Raw genomic sequence first — 17,042 nt, 5'->3', positions numbered from 1 at the left:
AGGCTGCCTCAGTATATGGCGAATTTCCGTCCCCCTCGAAAACCCCCACAATCCCCCCATGAATACCTTCCCAGCGTTCTACCAAAACCTCGGCCTTACCCCGACTTTGCTGGTGTTCGCCACCTTCCTGCTGGCCGGCACCGTCAAGGGTGTGATCGGCCTTGGCCTGCCCACCGTCGCCATGGGCATGCTCGGCCTGGCTATGCTGCCGGCGCAGGCTGCGGCATTGCTGATCATTCCTTCGACGGTCACCAACCTCTGGCAACTGGCGTTTGGCGGCCATCTGAGGGCCTTGCTCAAGCGCCTGTGGCCGGTGTTGCTGCTGATTTTCCTCGGCACCGGGCTCGGCACGCTGTGGCTGGGCATGGACGGCGGGCACTGGGTGGTGCGGGCGTTGGGCGGGGCCTTGCTGGCCTACGCGTTGAGCGGACTGTTCTTGCCCACGTTCAACGTGAAGCCGGGGACCGAACGTTGGCTGGGGCCGTTGTGTGGGCTGATCACCGGCATCATCACCTCGGCCACCGGCGTGTTTGTGATACCCGCCGTGCCGTACTTGCAGGCGCTGGGTTTGAGTCGCGATCAACTGGTGCAGGCGCTGGGGCTGTCGTTCACCGTTTCGACGCTGGCGCTGGCCGCCGGGCTGGCCTGGCGCGGTACGCTGGGCGGCGGTGAAATCAATGCCTCGCTGCTGGCGCTGGTGCCCGCATTGCTGGGCATGTGGCTCGGCCAGGTGCTGCGCCAGCGCATCAGCGCCGTGCTGTTCAAACGGGTATTTTTCATTGGCATGGCGCTATTGGGAGGCCATCTGCTGATTAGCGGTTAACAATACAGAAGAATTCATGCGTTTCAGTCAAATGTATTTTGCCGTGCCGCTGCTTATTCCAAGAGATCCAAGCCGATAGTCTGCCCCCAGACATTTCTAACCCTTTGGATCCCTCCCATGAAAAAAGTCCTCCTGCTTAACGGCGGCAAAAAATTCGCCCACTCCGATGGCCGCTACAACGCCACCCTGCATGAAGCCGCCGTGGCGGTGCTGGACCGTGGCGGCGTCGACATCAAAGTTACCCACATCGACGAAGGCTACGACGTGGCCGAGGAAGTCGCCAAATACCTCTGGGCCGACGTGATCATCTACCAGATGCCCGGTTGGTGGATGGGCGCGCCGTGGATCGTCAAGCAGTACATCGACGAAGTTTTTACCGAAGGCCACGGCAGCTTGTACGCCAGCGATGGCCGTACCCGCTCCGATGCGTCGCAGAAGTACGGCAGCGGCGGCCTGGTCCAAGGCAAGCAGTACATGTTGTCGCTGACATGGAACGCACCGCAGCAAGCCTTCGACGACCCGACTGACTTCTTCGAAGGCAAGGGTGTGGACGCGGTGTACTTCCCGTTTCACAAGGCCAACGAATTCCTCGGCATGACCGCTCTGCCGACCTTCCTCTGCGTGGACGTGATGAAACGCCCGGCCATCGAGACCGACGTGGCACGCTACGAGGCGCATCTGGCGCAGGTGTTCAACCTCTCGGTGTAAGCTGCGATGAACCGATAAAGAGGACCGCCCGTGAAAGCCCGATCCGATGAGCTACAGATCTTCGTCAGCGTGATCGAGTGCGGCTCGATTTCAGCAGCGGCGGAGCAGGCCGGGCAGACGCCGTCGGCGGTCAGCCGCACCTTGTCACGCCTGGAAGCCAAGCTCGACACCACGCTGATCAACCGCACCACGCGGCGCATGGACCTGACCGAGGAGGGCAAGTACTTCTTCGAGCAGGCCAAGGTGATCCTGGCGCAAATGGAAGAGCTGGAAGAACGCCTGTCGTCACGCCAGAAAAACCCGGCCGGACGGCTGCGCATCAATGCCGCCGTGCCATTCATGCTGCACGGGATCGTGCCGTACATTGCCGAGTTTCGGCGCCTGTACCCGCAGATCCAGCTGGAGCTGAACAGCGATGACTTGATCATCGACCTGCTGGAGCAGAGCACCGACATCGCCATTCGCATCGGCGCCCTGGCCGACTCTACCTTGCATGCGCGGTCCCTTGGCTGCACGCCGCTGCATATCCTTGCCAGCCCTGAATACCTCAAGCAATACGGCACACCGACGACAGTCGCCGAGTTGGTCGATCACACGTTGCTGGGGTTCACCCAGACCGAAACCCTCAACCACTGGCCGTTGCGCCACGTGGAAGGCGACCGCTGGCTGATCCAGCCCGGCATAGCCGCCTCCAGCGGCGAAACCTTGCGGCAACTGGCGCTGGAAGGGCAGGGCATTTGCTGCCTGTCGAACTTCATGACCGTCAACGACATCGACGCCGGGCGCCTGGTGCCGGTGCTGGAGGCGTTCAACAGTGGTTATCGTCAGCCGATCCACGCGGTGTTCTACCGCAACTCGCAACTGGCCTTGCGTATCCAGTGCTTCCTGGACTTTATCCAGGCCAAGCTGGCGCGGTATGCCGGCTGATTCGTGATCGCTGCGCAAGATTGAATTGGGTAATAGGGACTTATTCATCAGGAGCAGCACCGTCATCATTTGGGCACTCATCGAGTTGCACCCATCGCAGCCTCGCTTGCGCTCGACAGCTCCTACACCCATCACTTACCCAGTCAGGAGAACACTCCATGAACGTATTCATTACCGGCGCAGCAGGTTTTATCGGTGGTTCCATCGCCACTGGCCTGGTCAACGCTGGCCACACCGTCACTGGCCTGGTGCGCAGCGCCGAACAAGCCGCTGAAATGACTGTCCTGGGCATTACCCCGGTGATTGGCACCCTGGACGACAGCGCGGTCCTGACTGAACAGGCGAAGAAGGCAGACGCGGTGATCAACGCCGCCAGCAGCGACCACCGTGCTGCCGTAGAAACCCTGCTCGCCGCCTTAAAAGGTTCGAACAAGCCGTTCCTGCACACCAGCGGTTCGAGCATCGTAGGGGATGCGTCGGGCGGCAAGGCCAGCGATGTCATCTATTTTGAAGACAACCTGCCGGAACCGACCGTCGACAAGGCCGCGCGGGTAGCCATCGACGACCTGATCCTGGCGGCGGCCAAAGACGGCGTGAATTCGGCGGTGATCTGCAACACCTTGATCTACGGCCACAGCCTGGGCGTGAAGCGCGACAGCGTGCAATTGCCACGTTTGCTCAAGCAGGCGCGCAAGAGTGGGGTGGTGCGCCATGTTGGGACTGGGCAGAACATCTGGTCCAACGTGCATATCGAAGACGTGGTGGCGCTGTACCTGCTGGCGCTTACGAAGAATGTACCGGGCACTTTCTACTTTGTGGAAAGCAGCGAAGCGGCGTTTATCGACATGACCACCGCTATCGCCCAAGTGCTGAACCTGGGTCAACCGCAGGATTGGCCACTGGCTGACGCCGAAGCCGAGTGGGGTTATGAAATGGCCAACTACGGCCTGGGCTCCAACAGCCGGGTGCGTGGCAAACATGCGCGTGAACTGTTGGGTTGGGCACCGAAGCGGACGTCCGTCGTCGATTGGATTCGCAACGAGATGGTGTGACATCTACAGCTAGATGCGTCGCCATACAAACGGTCGCCCTCGGGCGGCCGTTTGTGTTAATGGCGTACGAGAAGTATTTCCTGGATTGCGTGAACGACGCTGAGCCCTGAGAATGCAACCTCGACATTGAATGCGAGTATTCGATGGCACTTGTCATCAGGCTGATACGCACCGTAGTTTTTGGTGATGGAAGACTGGGAGTCTTGAATGATTAAAACCATAGTGATTAAAGGCTTCAAGTCCATTCCTGAGCTGACCCTCGAACTAGGCCGAGTCAATTGTTTCATCGGTGCCAACGGTGTTGGGAAGAGTAATATCCTTGAGGCGCTTGGTGTGTTGGGGGCGGCAGCAAATGGGGTCGTAGACTCGGAATCACTGACTCGTCGGGGCGTCAGAGACGGGTTGCCGCGACTGTTCAAGACTTCATTTACAGGCACCAGTATTCGGCCCGAAATTCATTTAAGTGCCAAAGGGCAGGCAGGCGAAGAGTATCGAACTTCAATTTTGAACCCGATTGAGAAGCCCGAGTCTGCCTGGAGTTTTAAGACCGAATACCTGCGGGATGAAAAAACCGAAATTTTGACCAGCGGCGTTAGAAGCAGCAAAAATATGAAGCCAACGGCGGGGCTCGCAGCATTAAAACTGGTTGATTTGCCTCCGGAGAACCTCGCCGGGAAGCTGATGCAAAACTTGCAGGACTATGCGATCTACAGTCCTAATACCCCTTCTTTGCGTGCAACTGTGGCGGATCCACAAACACGCATTCCATTGGGATTGGCCGGGGGGCGTCTGGCCGAAGCATTCGATGAACTCAAGAGTGTGTTGAGCAGCGATCCCGATTTAATGGATTCGGTATTGGAGTTGATCGATTGGGTTGTTGATATTGATGCGGTCTCTACCGCCGGCAGTCTGCTTTCTCCCTCTGTCCCTCGGGGCCAGCGAGTGTTGAAGCTGACAGACCGCTTCATGAGACCAGGTCGAAATACGTTGACTGCCTACGATGCCAGCGAAGGGGCTTTGTATGTATTGTTCAGTGCGATTTTATGCTTGTCACCCACTGCTCCAATGGTCGTGGCGATTGATAACTTGGATCAGGCGTTGAACCCACGGTTGGCAATGCGTTTGACAGAGAAATTGGCGTATTGGTTAAGAGTCAATGATGCACAACGCCAGTTGTTATTTACTACCCATAACCCCGCTGTACTGGATGGACTTGACCTTTCGGATGATGAGATCCGATTGTTTGCAGTCGACCGCAACAGTGAAGGCCACACCAGCGTCACTCGCATAGCGCCGACTGAAAAGCTCTTGGAGATGAACAAAAACTATCCACTCTCCCGGCTCTGGATGATGGGGCACCTAGGGGCTCTCCCGAATGTCTGATTTGCGTATCGCGTTAATCGCCGAAGGGAAAACCGATCTGGTCGTGATAGAAGCAGCGCTTAAAGCGATTTTGCAGGCGCCCTTTGTTCTGAAGTTAATACAGCCAGAAGCTTCGTCAAGAGAGCTAGGGGAGGGTTGGGGTGGCGTTGCCAAGTGGTGCCATCAAAGTGTCCAGCGTGGAGAGGGCGTACTGCATGATGACCCGACACTTTTCATGTATGACTTTTATATAGTGCACTTGGACGCTGACGTGGCGGGCATGACGTATGCCAATTCCGGACTTGAAGCACTGGCGTTGCAAAATAACTGGGGGCCGCTGCCCTGTCAGATGCCTTGTCCTAATGCACAGGATTCAGTTACTGCTTTGCGCACGGTTTTGTTGTCCTGGCTGGGGAATGTTGTTCCAACCAATAAAACGGTTATTTGTATTCCTTCCAAGGCGATTGAGTCCTGGTTGGCTGCGGCTGTCCTCCCTGCGGGGGCCGCTGTGCTGAAGGAACTTGAATGCCATTTGAATATGAAGAGCGTGCTGGCTCATTTGGCCAAGGGATCAAAAATCAAAAGTCGTCTCGACTACATTGCGAAAGCGCCATTGCTCCAGGCTCGGTGGGCGCAGGTCTGCCTGCTCTGCGCGCAGGCCGATATATTTGATCAGGATGTGAGGGCCGTGTAGCCCTCTGGAAACTGTTAAGATAGCGACGATTTTTCATACACTTCAAAGCGACCTTATCAGGTCGCTTTTATCATCTGTGATAGCTGAATCTATTCCTGATTTACTCTTGGGTACCCCATGAACCTCACCCGTCTGCGCGCCGATGCCCTGGCCGGCCTCACCACGTCTTTCGCCTTGCTACCCGAATGCATCGCCTTTGCCCTGGTGGCTCACCTCAACCCGCTGATGGGCCTCTACGGCGCTTTCATCATCTGCACCCTCACCGCGTTGTTCGGCGGGCGGCCCGGCATGGTCTCGGGCGCGGCGGGGTCGATGGCGGTGGTGATCGTCGCGCTGGTGGTGCAGCACGGCGTGGAATATCTGCTCGCCACGGTGTTGCTGGGCGGGCTGATCATGGTCGCCTTCGGCCTGCTGCGCCTGGGCAAGCTGGTACGCATGGTGCCGCACCCGGTGATGCTCGGTTTCGTCAACGGCCTGGCGATCATCATTGCCTTGGCGCAACTGGAGCATTTCAAGAGCGGCGAGACCTGGCTCAGCGGCACGCCGCTGTACGTGATGACCGGCCTGGTGCTGGTGACCATGGCCATCGTCTACCTGCTGCCGCGCATCACCCGCGCGGTGCCGCCCGCGTTGGTGGCGATCCTCGGCGTGGGCCTGGCGGTGTACCTGCTCGGCCTGCCGACCCGCACCCTCGGCGACATGGCCCACATCGCTGGCGGCCTGCCGACCTTCGCCCTGCCGCAGATTCCCTGGACCCTGGAAACCCTTGGCATCATCGCCCCTTACGCATTCCTGATGGCCATGGTTGGCCTGCTGGAAACCCTGCTGACCCTGAACCTTACCGACGAAATCACTGAGACTCGCGGCTACCCAGACCGCGAAAGTGTGGCCCTGGGCGCGGCGAATATAGCCTCGGGCCTGTTCGGCGGCATGGGCGGCTGCGCGATGATCGGGCAAACGGTGATCAACCTCAGTTCCGGCGGGCGCGGGCGTTTCTCCGGTGTGTTTGCCGGAGTGATGATCCTGTTGTTTATTCTGTTTCTGTCACCGCTGATCGAGCGGATTCCGCTGGCGGCGCTGGTGGGGGTGATGTTTGTGGTGTCCCAGCAGACCTTCGCCTGGGCGTCGCTGCGGGTGATCAACAAAGTGCCGTTCAATGACGTGCTGGTGATTCTTGCGGTAACCGTGATCACGGTGTTCACCGACCTTGCCACAGCCGTGCTCTGCGGCATCGTGATCGCTGCGCTGAATTTCGCCTGGCAACAGGCGCGTGAGCTGTATGCGGATGAGCATCTGGAAGCGGACGGCAGCAAGCTCTATAGGTTGCATGGCACGTTGTTCTTTGCGTCGACTACGCCGTTTTTGAACCAGTTCGATCCTGCGAGCGACCCTGCCCAGGTGACGCTGGATTGTCGTCACCTGAGCTTTGTCGACTATTCAGCGATTGCTGCATTGATGACCCTGCGCGAGCGCTACAGCAAGGCCGGCAAGCATTTGCGGGTGCTGCATTTGTCCGAGCGCTGCAAAAAACTGCTCAAGCGCGCCAAGGTTCATCACGACTGATCACATACCCCTTTAGGCGCGAGTGTGTATTACGGCCCGACCAGGTCTTCCAGTTCCTGAGCGCGGGTCTGGGTCATGTCCAGCACACAGCCGGAGCCGTTGACCTGATCGATGGTGCTGCCGGTCGCCGAGCCTGCGAAGGCGCAATTGGCGTCGCGGTATTTGATCCACAAGCGCTGCACATCTTGCAGTTGCTGCCTGCGCGCGCCTTCCTGGGCGGCTAGGGCGGTTTTGTAAGCCTTGTTCAGGCGCGCATCCTGCACCTTGGCTTCCTTGGCGTTGCACGTGACCATGTCGGCGGTCGTGTTGGCGCTGTCCATGCATTTTTTCAGCGCCGGGTTATCGGCGGCCGAGGCGACGGCGCACAGGGCTAGAAGCAGGGCGCTGGCAGCGAGGGATGTGCGAATCATGGTCGATTTTCCTGGGCATGAATGGATGCGCATTCTATGACTCGATGGTAGCGGCTGAGTTTCCGGCATTCTCTGATCTTCATGTAAGAACACCCTCTGAATTTTCATCCACGAGTGTCGGGCATATCCCAACGCGACAGCGCTTATCTGTGGGCGAAAATTACTTTCATAAAAATTGAAAATATTCATCGGTAATGATTTATGAGTTTCACAACCAACTCGACGTGACCCTTTCCGAGGAGTACCGCATGGCCGCATCACCGGGCTTCGGGCTATTGGCATACGCTGCCATCGCCATCATTGCTTTGATCGTGCTGATTGCACGTTACCGGCTCAACCCGTTTATCGTTATTACGCTGGTGTCCATCGGCCTGGCGCTGATGGCCGGGATGCCGGCGGATACCATCATGGGCTCCTACGAGGCGGGCGTCGGTAAAACCCTGGGGCATATCGCCCTGGTCGTGGCGCTGGGCACCATGCTCGGCAAGATGATGGCCGAGTCCGGCGGCGCCGAGCAGGTGGCGCGCACGCTGATCAACCGTTTCGGCGAGCGCAATGCCCACTGGGCCATGGTCTGTATCGCCTTTCTGGTGGGGCTGCCGCTGTTTTTCGAGGTCGGTTTTGTGTTGCTGGTGCCGATCGCCTTTACCGTGGCGCGGCGTGTCGGGGTCTCGATCCTGATGGTCGGCTTGCCGATGGTCGCCGGTTTGTCGGTGGTGCATGCACTGGTGCCACCGCACCCGGCTGCGATGATGGCGGTGCTGGCGTACAACGCCTCGGTCGGGCAGACCGTGCTCTATGCGATCCTCGTCGGTATTCCGACGGCGATCATCGCCGGCCCGCTGTACGCCAAGTTCATCGTGCCGCGCATTCACTTGCCGGCGGAAAACCCGTTGGAACGCCAGTTCATCGACCGCGAACCGCGCACCCGTTTACCGAGTTTTGCCCTGACCATGGGCACGATTTTATTGCCGGTGGTGCTGATGATGATCGGCGGCTGGGCTAACGTGATTTCAACGCCGGGCACAGGGCTTAACCAGTTCCTGTTGTTTATCGGCAACTCGGTGATCGCCCTGCTGGTAGCGACTCTGGTGAGCTTCTGGACCCTGGGCCTGGCACAGGGCTTCAACCGCGAGTCGATCCTCAGGTTCACCAATGAATGCCTGGCGCCGACCGCCAGCATCACCTTGTTGGTGGGCGCGGGCGGCGGGCTGAACCGCATCCTGGTAGACGCGGGCGTGACCCACGAAATTCTCGGCCTGGCCAATGCGTTTAACCTGTCGCCGTTGGTGATGGGCTGGCTGTTCGCCGCGCTGATGCGTATCGCCACCGGCTCGGCCACCGTGGCCATGACCACGGCGTCCGGTGTGGTCGCGCCTGTCGCGCTGGGCCTGGGTTATCCACACCCGGAACTGCTGGTGCTGGCGACCGGTGCCGGCTCGGTGATTTTTTCCCACGTCAACGACGGCGGCTTCTGGCTGATCAAGGAATACTTCAATATGACGGTGATCCAGACCTTCAAGACCTGGACCGTGCTGGAGACCTTGATTTCGGTGGTCGCGTTCGGTCTTACCTATGGTCTTTCGTGCATCCTGTAACCCGGAGACCTCATGGACATCCTCTACCAGATCCGCGCCCGCCAGGATTCCTTCAGCGCCGGCGAAGGGCGAATCGCCAAACTGATGCTGGATGACGTGGGCTTTGCCGCGTCGGCCAGCCTGGAAGAGTTGTCCCAGCGGGCCGAGGTCAGTACTGCTACCTTGTCGCGTTTTGCGCGCAGCGTCGGCTGCCGCGATCTGCGCGATTTACGCTTGCAGTTGGCCCAGGCCAGTGGCGTCGGCAGTCGTTTCCTCGATCCGACGGGGTTGCCGGAACAGTCGGCGTTTCACCGGCAGATTCTCGGCGACATCGAAGCGACGTTGCGTCAGCACCTGTCGGGCTTTAACCAAGCCAGCTTTGTCGATGCGGTCAACCTGCTGGGCCGGGCGCGGATGATCCACGCATTTGGTATGGGCGGCCCGTCGAGCCTGTGCAGCGATGAATTACAGGTGCGGCTGGTGCGTTTGGGTTACCCGATTGCGGCGTGCCACGACCCGGTAATGATGCGTGTGACGGCCGCAACGTTGGGCCCGGAACATGTGCTGATCGTGTGCTCGCTGACCGGCCTCACCCCCGAACTGCTCGACGTGGTGGCGCTGGCCCGCAACTATAACGCGCGCATCGTCGCCATCACCCTGGCCGACTCACCCCTGGCTCAGTTGGCGGATGTCTTGCTACCGCTGCAGCCGGCCGAAACCAGCTTTATCTACAAACCCACGGCGGCGCGCTACGGCATGCTGTTGGCCATCGACCTGCTCGCCACCGAGCTGGCGCTGGCCATGCCCGACGACAACCAGGAACGCCTGCGACGGATCAAGCTGGCCCTGGACGATTATCGCGGCGGCCCCGATAGCCTGCCGCTTGGAGACTGATATGAAGTACGACACGCTGATTCGCCAGGCGCTGATCATTGATGGCAGCAACACGCCCGGTTACGTCGCAGATGTGGGGTTGCGCGACGGGCGTATTGAAAAAATCGGCGATCTGTCGGCCGCCCATGGCGTGCATGAACTTGACGCAGCCGGCCGCGTGTTGGCGCCGGGGTTTATCGACGTGCACACCCACGACGATACAGTGGTGATTCGCCATCCGCAGATGCTGCCCAAGCTCAGCCAGGGCGTGACCACGGTGATCGTCGGCAATTGCGGCATCAGCGCTTCGCCGGTCAGTTTGCGCAGTGATCCACCGGACCCAATGAACCTGCTGGGCAAGCGTGAGGCGTTCGTCTATCCGCGTTTTGCCGATTACCGCGCTGCTGTGGAAAACGCCCACCCGGCGGTCAACGTTGCGGCGCTGATTGGCCACACTGCGCTGCGCAGCAACCATATGGACGACCTGCAACGCACCGCCACGCCCGATGAAATCACGGCGATGCGTGTGCAATTGCAGGAGAGCCTCGAAGCCGGCGCCCTCGGGTTATCCACTGGCCTGGCGTATGCCAGCGCGTTCAGTGCCGAGACCGATGAAGTGCTGCAACTCAGCGAAGAACTCACGGCGTTCGGTGCGATGTACACCACGCATTTGCGCAGTGAATTCGAGCCGGTGCTGGAGGCGATGGACGAAGCGTTTCTGATCGGCCGGCATGCCAGGGTGCCGGTGATCATTTCCCACCTCAAATGCGCCGGCGCGGGTAACTGGGGGCGTAGTCCGAAACTGTTGGCGTCGTTGGAAGCGGCTGCGAAAACACATCCGGTGGGGTGTGACTGTTATCCCTATGCGGCGAGTTCTTCGACCCTGGACCTCAAGCAAGTCACCGATGCCTTTCGTATCACCATCACCTGGTCGACGCCGCACCCGGAAGTCGGCGGGCGGGACTTGCAGGATATCGCGGCCGAGTGGGACGTTTCGTTGATCGATGCTGCACGTCGCCTGCAACCGGCGGGGGCGGTGTACTACGGGATGGATGAAGCCGATGTGCGGCGCATCCTGGCGCATCCGTTGTCGATGGTGGGGTCTGACGGGTTGCCTGAAGATCCGTTCCCTCATCCGCGTTTGTGGGGCGCATTTGCGCGGGTGCTGGGGCACTTCAGCCGGGATGTCGGGTTGTTCCCGTTGCACACGGCCGTACACAAGATGACTGGGTTGTCGGCGGCTCGGTTCGGCTTGTCCGAGCGCGGTGAAATTCGCGAAGGGCATTGGGCGGACCTGGTGCTGTTCGACCCGTTGCGCGTGCGGGATGTGGCAGATTTCAAAGAGCCTCAACGCGCGGCTGAAGGGATTGAGGGTGTGTGGATCAACGGGGTGTTGAGCTATAGCGATGGGCAGGCGAACGGTCAGCGCCCGGGGCGGTTTTTGGCGCGCAGCGGGGATTTGCGTGGCGGGTTTTCGACTCTATAGTGGGCGCTCTTTTACACGGAGCGGTCGCCATGCACTTAGGAAAAGTCACCCCCATTTTGCGAATTTTCGACGAGGCCAAGGCCCTGGAATTCTACGTCGAGTTCCTGGGGTTCAAGGTTGATTGGCAGCACCGGTTCGAGGCGAATTTTCCGCTGTATCTGCAGGTGTCGTTGGGGGAGTGCGTGCTGCATTTGTCCGAGCATCATGGCGATGCCTCGCCGGGCGCAGCGGTGCGAATTCAGGCGCAGGGAGTGGACGCTTATCAGCAGCAATTGCTGGGCAAGGATTACCGTTATGCCAAGCCTGGGGTTGAGGCAACGCCTTGGGGCTCGCGGGAGATGAGCATCAACGACCCGTTTGGGAATCGGGTGGTGTTTGTGGAGGAAGGCGAGGGCTGAGCGGTAAATCGCAGGCAATAAAAAACCGCCTTAGTAGGGCGGTTTTTTATTGCAATCCCAGTTTGCGGCTGGGGTTGCTATCTTACTGGAAGCGCTGACCCGCGTCCGAAGGCTCACGTGTTCCGGTAAGTGCGCTGGAGGTAAGGCCCAACTCAGGGAGGGCCGAGTATGTCTAAGTGTGTACTTGTGGCGAGGGAGCAAGCTCCCTCGCCACAGTGATCGCGCTCAGTCGGGATGTAAGTTTTTACACCCGGAAATGACTGACCATCTGCTGCAACTGGCTACCCAAACGCGCCAGTTCAATACTCGACTTGGCCGTCTCGTCGCTCGCGGTAGCCGTCTGCTCCGACACATCACGCACGTTGACGATACTGCGGCTGATCTCTTCAGCTACGGCACTTTGTTGCTCGGCAGCCGCTGCAATCTGCTGGTTCATCGACTGGATGTTCGACACCGTCCGGGTGATGTTTTCCAGTGACACACCGGCTTTGCGCGTCAGCTCTACGCTGCTGTCGGTCAGGCTGCGGCTGTTGTTCATCACGTTGGCCACTTGCTGGGTGCCGTTCTGCAAACCGGCCACCAGACCTTCGATTTCCTCGGTGGATTTCTGGGTGCGCTGGGCCAGGCCTCGCACTTCGTCAGCCACCACGGCAAACCCGCGACCGGCTTCACCGGCACGCGCGGCTTCAATCGCTGCGTTGAGCGCCAGCAGGTTGGTCTGTTCGGCCACGGCCTTGATCACGTCCATCACGCTGCCGATCTTGTTGCTCTCTTGTTGCAGGTGGGCCATGGCATCGGTGGAGCGCGCCACTTCGGCGGCCAGGCGTTCGATCTGGGCGATGGCTTCGGCCACCACCTTGTCGCCTGCGCGGGCTTGGCCATCGGCATCGGCAGCGGCCAGGGAAGCCTGTTCGGCATTGCGCGCAACTTCCTGCACGGTGGCGGTCATTTCATGCATTGCGGTGGCGACTTGATCGGTCTCGATCTTCTGGCTGTTGACGCCTGCGCTGGTCTGCTCGGTGACGGCCGACAACTCTTCGGCAGCACTGGCGATCTGGGTTACACCGTCGCGAATCCCGCTGATCAGCTCGCGCAGGGTCGTGCCCATGCGCTGGATGCCTTGTTGCAACACGCCCAGTTCATCGCGACGGGTGACCTGGATGTTGTGGCTCAAGTCGCCGGAAGCAATACGCTCCACCACGGCCAGGGTTTCCTGGATCGGGCGGGTGATCTGGCGGGTGATCACCCAGGCAGCGATGATGCCCACCAACAGGGCCAGCAAGGTGCTGATCAGTTGCAGGCTTCGGGCCTGGGCGCTTTCGGCGTCGCGACGTTCCAGTTGGATGTCGTACAGCTTGTCGCTGATGGTGACGATGTCAGCGCCTTGGGTGGTCATTTCGGCACGGGCAGTGACGATGTTGGCATTGGCGGCCTTGTAGCTCTGTACGGCACTGCGATAGGCGCCGAGGGCGCTTTCCAGCGAAGTCAGTGCGGTTTGCTGGCTGGCGCCGAATGCGGTGCTGAGGCCTTTCAAGCCACTGATGGCTTTTTCGATCTGCGCGGCGGCACGGGCTTCAGTGTCGGCATTGACGTTGCCGGTGTAGCCACGCACTTCATAGCGGGCCAACTGGAATTCGTATTTGGCATGGGTTACGGCTTGAAACTGGGTGAAGCGCTCCGGGCTGTCGGGCATCTGCTCCACGCTGGTGTTCAGCGCGTCGATCTGTGCGTTGGCAATGTCAGCCTTGTCGCCCATGACTTGGCGCGCCGCGTTACCGTTACGGTAGGCCTCACGCATTTTGTTCAGCGACTGCTGATAGGCGGTAATGACGGCTTTCTGTTCGTTGAGCAGCTTGACGTTTTCCGGGCTCTTGAAACTGTTCAGGAGCTTTTGCTGCTGGGCGGAGAAGGCATCCAGGCTGGTCTGTACGTTCTGCGCTACTGCCTCATCGCCATTGGCCAGCATGTACTGCAGGCGCACGATACGCAGCTTGGTCAGGGAGGCATTGAGCTGGGTGATGTCGCTCATCCAGTTGCTGCGGTCGATCAGGCTGCCAAGACTGGTCCAGCCGGTCAGCGCCAGGATCGACGTGAGGACAAGCACCAGGCCGAAGCCCAGGCCGAGTTTGAGGTTGACGCTGATGTTGCCGAACCAGCTATTCATCGAATGCTCCGCAAAAAGTGATGTCTGTCTGCTGGACGGTGTTGTTGTTTGAGCCAGCCAAGGTGTAGGGCTGTATCGGCGGAGGGGCGGGAAGCTGAAATGATTTTTTGCGCAAGGCGACGCGTGGCGCCCGGTAGCGGTAGACAGGCTGTGGCGCGGGCTCATCCGGCCCCCACATTCTGTGCTAGTCTGCTGGCCCTTTTAGTTCTGGGCCGCACGGGAAACCCGCGGCCCTACAGCGGAGCCTCTTCATGTCCGACGTTAATCTGTCCACCGACGAAACCCGCGTCAGCTACGGTATTGGCCGTCAGTTGGGCGACCAACTGCGCGACAACCCTCCACCGGGCGTAAGCCTGGACGCGATCCTGGCTGGCCTGACCGACGCGTTCGCCGGCAAGCCAAGCCGTGTTGACCAAGAACAAATGGCCGCAAGCTTCAAGGTTATCCGCGAAATCATGCAAGCCGAAGCGGCGGCCAAGGCTGAAGCGGCTGCTGGCGCTGGCCTGGCTTTCCTGGCTGAAAACGCCAAGCGTGATGGCATCACTACGCTGGCTTCCGGCCTGCAATTTGAAGTGCTGACTGCCGGTGACGGTGCCAAGCCGACCCGTGAAGACCAAGTGCGTACTCACTACCACGGCACCCTGATCGACGGCACTGTGTTCGACAGCTCCTACGAGCGTGGCCAGCCTGCAGAATTCCCGGTTGGCGGCGTGATTGCCGGCTGGACCGAAGCCCTGCAACTGATGAATGCCGGCAGCAAATGGCGTCTGTACGTGCCGAGCGAACTGGCTTACGGCGCTCAAGGCGTTGGCAGCATCCCGCCGCACAGCGTTCTGGTGTTCGACGTCGAGCTGCTCGACGTTCTGTAAGACCTGTTCATCAATGCGCCTGGCTTTGTGTGGAGCCGGGCTTGTTGTGGCGAGTGAGCTTGCTCCCGCTCGGCTGCGCAGCAGTCGTCGGCTGTTAGGGGCGCTTCGCACCCCAGCGCAAGCAAGCGTGCTCGCCACAACACGCCAGCTCCCACATGAGGCAGGTGTATTCAGGTTGGCTCATGGATGAAACTTGCCATGCAGCTCCGTGGCCGGGCGCAACGCTCGGGCATAGCAGAACAGAAACAAGTTACGCACCACCTCTTTCAGCACGCCAGGTTCACTGGAACTCAGGCCGTTGACGTCCAGATCGCCCTGGTCCTGCAGTTCATTCAGCGCTTCTTCTTCCAGCACAGCGCACACTTCCCCGGTTTCCCGATGCAGGATTCGCAGGTAAGGGTGTGGTCGGTCCAGCCAGGCATCTATCAAATAAGTCATGGTCGTTCTCCTTGATGAGTTCAATGAGAATAATTCTTATTCGTAGAATAGCAAGTGCCTATTGGCGATTTCCTGGTTTTTCTGTGTGGATATTGCGTTCGATCAATGGGGAGGGCGAAACGCCATCCCGCGACGGGCGCGGGATGGAAGCAGCTTATTCAGACCTTGCGGACGAATTCGGACTTGAGTTTCATCGGGCCGATACCGTCGATCTTGCAATCGATATCGTGGTCGCCGTCGCACAGGCGGATGTTCTTGACCTTGGTGCCGACCTTGACGACCAGGGAGGTGCCCTTGACCTTGAGGTCCTTGATCACGGTGATGGTGTCACCGTCCTGCAGGACGTTGCCCACAGAGTCTTTCTTCACGGTTTCATCGCTGGCCACTTCGGCCTCGCATGCGGCGGACCACTCATGGGCGCATTCCGGGCAGATCAGCTGGGCGCCGTCTTCGTAGGTGAATTCGGAATTGCATTTCGGGCAGGGTGGCAACGTGCTCACTAAAGCTCCTTGAGAGTCAGGGATGGCTAAAAGTCGCACATTATATAGGGTTTTGACGCGAAGGGGATTTTGTAGGAGCCGGCAAGCCGGCTCCACAGAGAGATCAATGAGTACGCGCGACCGCGAACTCACTCAGCTCAACCAGGGCGTCCCGGTATTCGCTGGCCGGGAGGGCTTCCAGGCACTTGATGGCGCGTGCCACGTAGTCCCGCGCCAGTTGTGCGGTGTAGTCCAGGGAGCCCGAAGCTTCCACGGCCTCACGGATGCTTTCCAGGTCTTCGATCCCGCCTTTCTGGATCGCCTTGCGCACCAGGGCTGCCTGTTCCGGGGTGCCTTCGCGCATGGTGTAGATCAGCGGCAGGGTCGGTTTGCCCTCGGCCAGGTCGTCACCCACGTTCTTGCCCAGGGTTTCGGCATCGCCACGGTAGTCAAGCAGGTCGTCCACCAGTTGGAACGCCACGCCCAGGTGGTCACCAAAGGTGCGCAGGGCTTCAGCCTGTTCAGCCGTGGCTTCGCACAGGGCGGCGGCACTGTGGGTCGAGGCTTCGAAGAGCATCGCGGTCTTGCCGCGAATCACTTCCATGTAGGTTTCTTCAGTGGTGCTGGCGTCGCGGACCTTCGACAGCTGCAACACTTCGCCTTCGGCGATAATGCGCGTGGCTTGTGAAAGAATCTTCATCACCGGCATCGAGCCCAGCTCGACCATCATTTCAAATGAGCGCGAGTACAGGAAATCGCCCACCAGCACGCTGGGCGCATTGCCCCACATGGCATTGGCGGTCTCGCGGCCACGGCGCATGCCGGACATGTCGACCACGTCGTCATGCAGCAGGGTGGCGGTGTGCAGGAATTCGATGGTGGCGGCCAGCAGGCGCAGGTCATCGCCTTCGCGGCCAAGGGCCTTGCCACACAGCAACACTAATAAAGGACGCAGGCGTTTGCCGCCCGCCGACGTAATGTAGTCGCCAATTTTGGAGACCAACGGCACTTTAGACGTCAGCTGCTGCTTGATGATGCCGTCGACGGCGCTAAAATCGTCCGCGACCGCGCGGTAGAAAGCTTGGGGTTGCATCAGCGACAGTCGCTCCAGAAGGGTTGCGCGGCATGCTAGGACCCTGACCCCGCAGTGTCAAGGCGCGATAGACGGCCACTTGCAACGTATCAAAGGCTTGCGTACAATCGCGCACCCTGAACTTCC

General features: G+C 59.7%; 16 protein-coding genes and 2 pseudogenes. 12 read left to right on the top strand and 6 right to left on the bottom strand.

What is annotated here, in order from left to right; all coding sequences use genetic code 11:
• Nucleotides 1-58 precede the first annotated feature (58 nt).
• From ACR52_RS08430 to ACR52_RS08400, 7 genes are all read left to right on the top strand, one after another.
• Complete coding sequence (locus ACR52_RS08430; protein WP_048722941.1) at nucleotides 59-823, top strand: sulfite exporter TauE/SafE family protein; 765 nt, start codon at nucleotides 59-61, stop codon at nucleotides 821-823.
• A 117-nt stretch (nucleotides 824-940) separates the two neighbouring features.
• Nucleotides 941-1,531: an NAD(P)H-dependent oxidoreductase gene (locus tag ACR52_RS08425; protein WP_048722940.1), complete on the top strand. Its 591-nt coding sequence runs from the start codon at nucleotides 941-943 to the stop codon at nucleotides 1,529-1,531.
• Between the two features lie 30 nt (nucleotides 1,532-1,561).
• Nucleotides 1,562-2,458: a LysR family transcriptional regulator gene (locus tag ACR52_RS08420; RefSeq protein ID WP_048722937.1), complete on the top strand. Its 897-nt coding sequence runs from the start codon at nucleotides 1,562-1,564 to the stop codon at nucleotides 2,456-2,458.
• Between the two features lie 158 nt (nucleotides 2,459-2,616).
• Entirely contained in the window at nucleotides 2,617-3,510 is an 894-nt protein-coding gene (locus tag ACR52_RS08415; protein ID WP_048722935.1) for an NAD-dependent epimerase/dehydratase family protein, read from the top strand.
• A 207-nt stretch (nucleotides 3,511-3,717) separates the two neighbouring features.
• Complete coding sequence (locus tag ACR52_RS08410; RefSeq protein WP_048722933.1) at nucleotides 3,718-4,893, top strand: AAA family ATPase; 1,176 nt, start codon at nucleotides 3,718-3,720, stop codon at nucleotides 4,891-4,893.
• Nucleotides 4,886-5,566, top strand: a complete 681-nt coding sequence (locus tag ACR52_RS08405; RefSeq protein WP_048722931.1) for a hypothetical protein — start codon at nucleotides 4,886-4,888, stop codon at nucleotides 5,564-5,566. The genes ACR52_RS08410 and ACR52_RS08405 overlap by 8 nt, the downstream gene beginning before the upstream one ends.
• Nucleotides 5,567-5,683: 117 nt before the next feature.
• Entirely contained in the window at nucleotides 5,684-7,129 is a 1,446-nt protein-coding gene (locus ACR52_RS08400) for a SulP family inorganic anion transporter (RefSeq protein WP_048722929.1), read from the top strand.
• Nucleotides 7,130-7,158: 29 nt separating this feature from the next.
• Here the strand turns inward: ACR52_RS08400 and ACR52_RS08395 are convergent, their stop codons facing one another.
• Entirely contained in the window at nucleotides 7,159-7,539 is a 381-nt protein-coding gene (locus ACR52_RS08395; RefSeq protein ID WP_048722927.1) for a lysozyme inhibitor LprI family protein, read from the bottom strand.
• Nucleotides 7,540-7,733: 194 nt separating this feature from the next.
• Between ACR52_RS08395 and ACR52_RS08390 the strand changes: the two genes are divergently transcribed.
• The 4 genes from ACR52_RS08390 to ACR52_RS08375 are packed head-to-tail and all read left to right on the top strand — an operon-like array spanning nucleotide 7,734 to nucleotide 11,873.
• Nucleotides 7,734-9,137, top strand: a complete 1,404-nt coding sequence (locus ACR52_RS08390; protein WP_048722925.1) for a GntT/GntP/DsdX family permease — start codon at nucleotides 7,734-7,736, stop codon at nucleotides 9,135-9,137.
• Nucleotides 9,138-9,149: 12 nt separating this feature from the next.
• The gene (locus ACR52_RS08385; protein ID WP_048722924.1) at nucleotides 9,150-10,010 is read left to right on the top strand and encodes a MurR/RpiR family transcriptional regulator; all 861 of its coding nucleotides are present in this window, start codon (nucleotides 9,150-9,152) and stop codon (nucleotides 10,008-10,010) included.
• 1 nt (nucleotide 10,011) lies between these two features.
• Entirely contained in the window at nucleotides 10,012-11,475 is a 1,464-nt protein-coding gene (locus tag ACR52_RS08380; RefSeq protein WP_048722922.1) for an N-acyl-D-amino-acid deacylase family protein, read from the top strand.
• A 29-nt stretch (nucleotides 11,476-11,504) separates the two neighbouring features.
• On the top strand, nucleotides 11,505-11,873 hold the full coding sequence (locus tag ACR52_RS08375) for a glyoxalase superfamily protein (protein ID WP_048722920.1): 369 nt from the start codon (nucleotides 11,505-11,507) through the stop codon (nucleotides 11,871-11,873).
• Nucleotides 11,874-12,117: 244 nt separating this feature from the next.
• Here ACR52_RS08375 and ACR52_RS31685 read toward each other — a convergent pair.
• Both ACR52_RS31685 and ACR52_RS31680 read right to left on the bottom strand, forming a co-directional pair.
• Nucleotides 12,118-12,711, bottom strand: a pseudogene (locus ACR52_RS31685) (methyl-accepting chemotaxis protein); the annotation flags it as partial.
• Nucleotides 12,712-12,972: 261 nt separating this feature from the next.
• Nucleotides 12,973-14,037 (bottom strand): annotated as a pseudogene (locus ACR52_RS31680) (methyl-accepting chemotaxis protein); the annotation flags it as partial.
• A 251-nt stretch (nucleotides 14,038-14,288) separates the two neighbouring features.
• On the opposite strand from ACR52_RS31680, the gene ACR52_RS08365 reads away from it, so the two are divergent.
• On the top strand, nucleotides 14,289-14,906 hold the full coding sequence (locus tag ACR52_RS08365; protein ID WP_048722917.1) for an FKBP-type peptidyl-prolyl cis-trans isomerase: 618 nt from the start codon (nucleotides 14,289-14,291) through the stop codon (nucleotides 14,904-14,906).
• Between the two features lie 180 nt (nucleotides 14,907-15,086).
• On the opposite strand, the gene ACR52_RS08360 is transcribed toward ACR52_RS08365, so the two are convergent.
• From ACR52_RS08360 to ACR52_RS08350, 3 genes are all read right to left on the bottom strand, one after another.
• Entirely contained in the window at nucleotides 15,087-15,344 is a 258-nt protein-coding gene (locus ACR52_RS08360; RefSeq protein ID WP_017735021.1) for a PA4570 family protein, read from the bottom strand.
• A gap of 158 nt (nucleotides 15,345-15,502) precedes the next feature.
• On the bottom strand, nucleotides 15,503-15,844 hold the full coding sequence (locus tag ACR52_RS08355) for a zinc ribbon domain-containing protein YjdM (RefSeq protein WP_048722915.1): 342 nt from the start codon (nucleotides 15,842-15,844) through the stop codon (nucleotides 15,503-15,505).
• A gap of 103 nt (nucleotides 15,845-15,947) precedes the next feature.
• Nucleotides 15,948-16,916, bottom strand: a complete 969-nt coding sequence (locus ACR52_RS08350; protein WP_048722913.1) for a polyprenyl synthetase family protein — start codon at nucleotides 16,914-16,916, stop codon at nucleotides 15,948-15,950.
• Nucleotides 16,917-17,042: the final 126 nt, after the last annotated feature.

Origin of the sequence: Pseudomonas fildesensis, from assembly GCF_001050345.1 — a bacterium.
GTDB classification, from domain to species: Bacteria; Pseudomonadota; Gammaproteobacteria; order Pseudomonadales; family Pseudomonadaceae; genus Aquipseudomonas; species Aquipseudomonas fildesensis.
The sequence above is the reverse complement of the archived record's forward strand: the minus strand, read 5'-3'. Positions and strand labels throughout refer to the sequence as shown.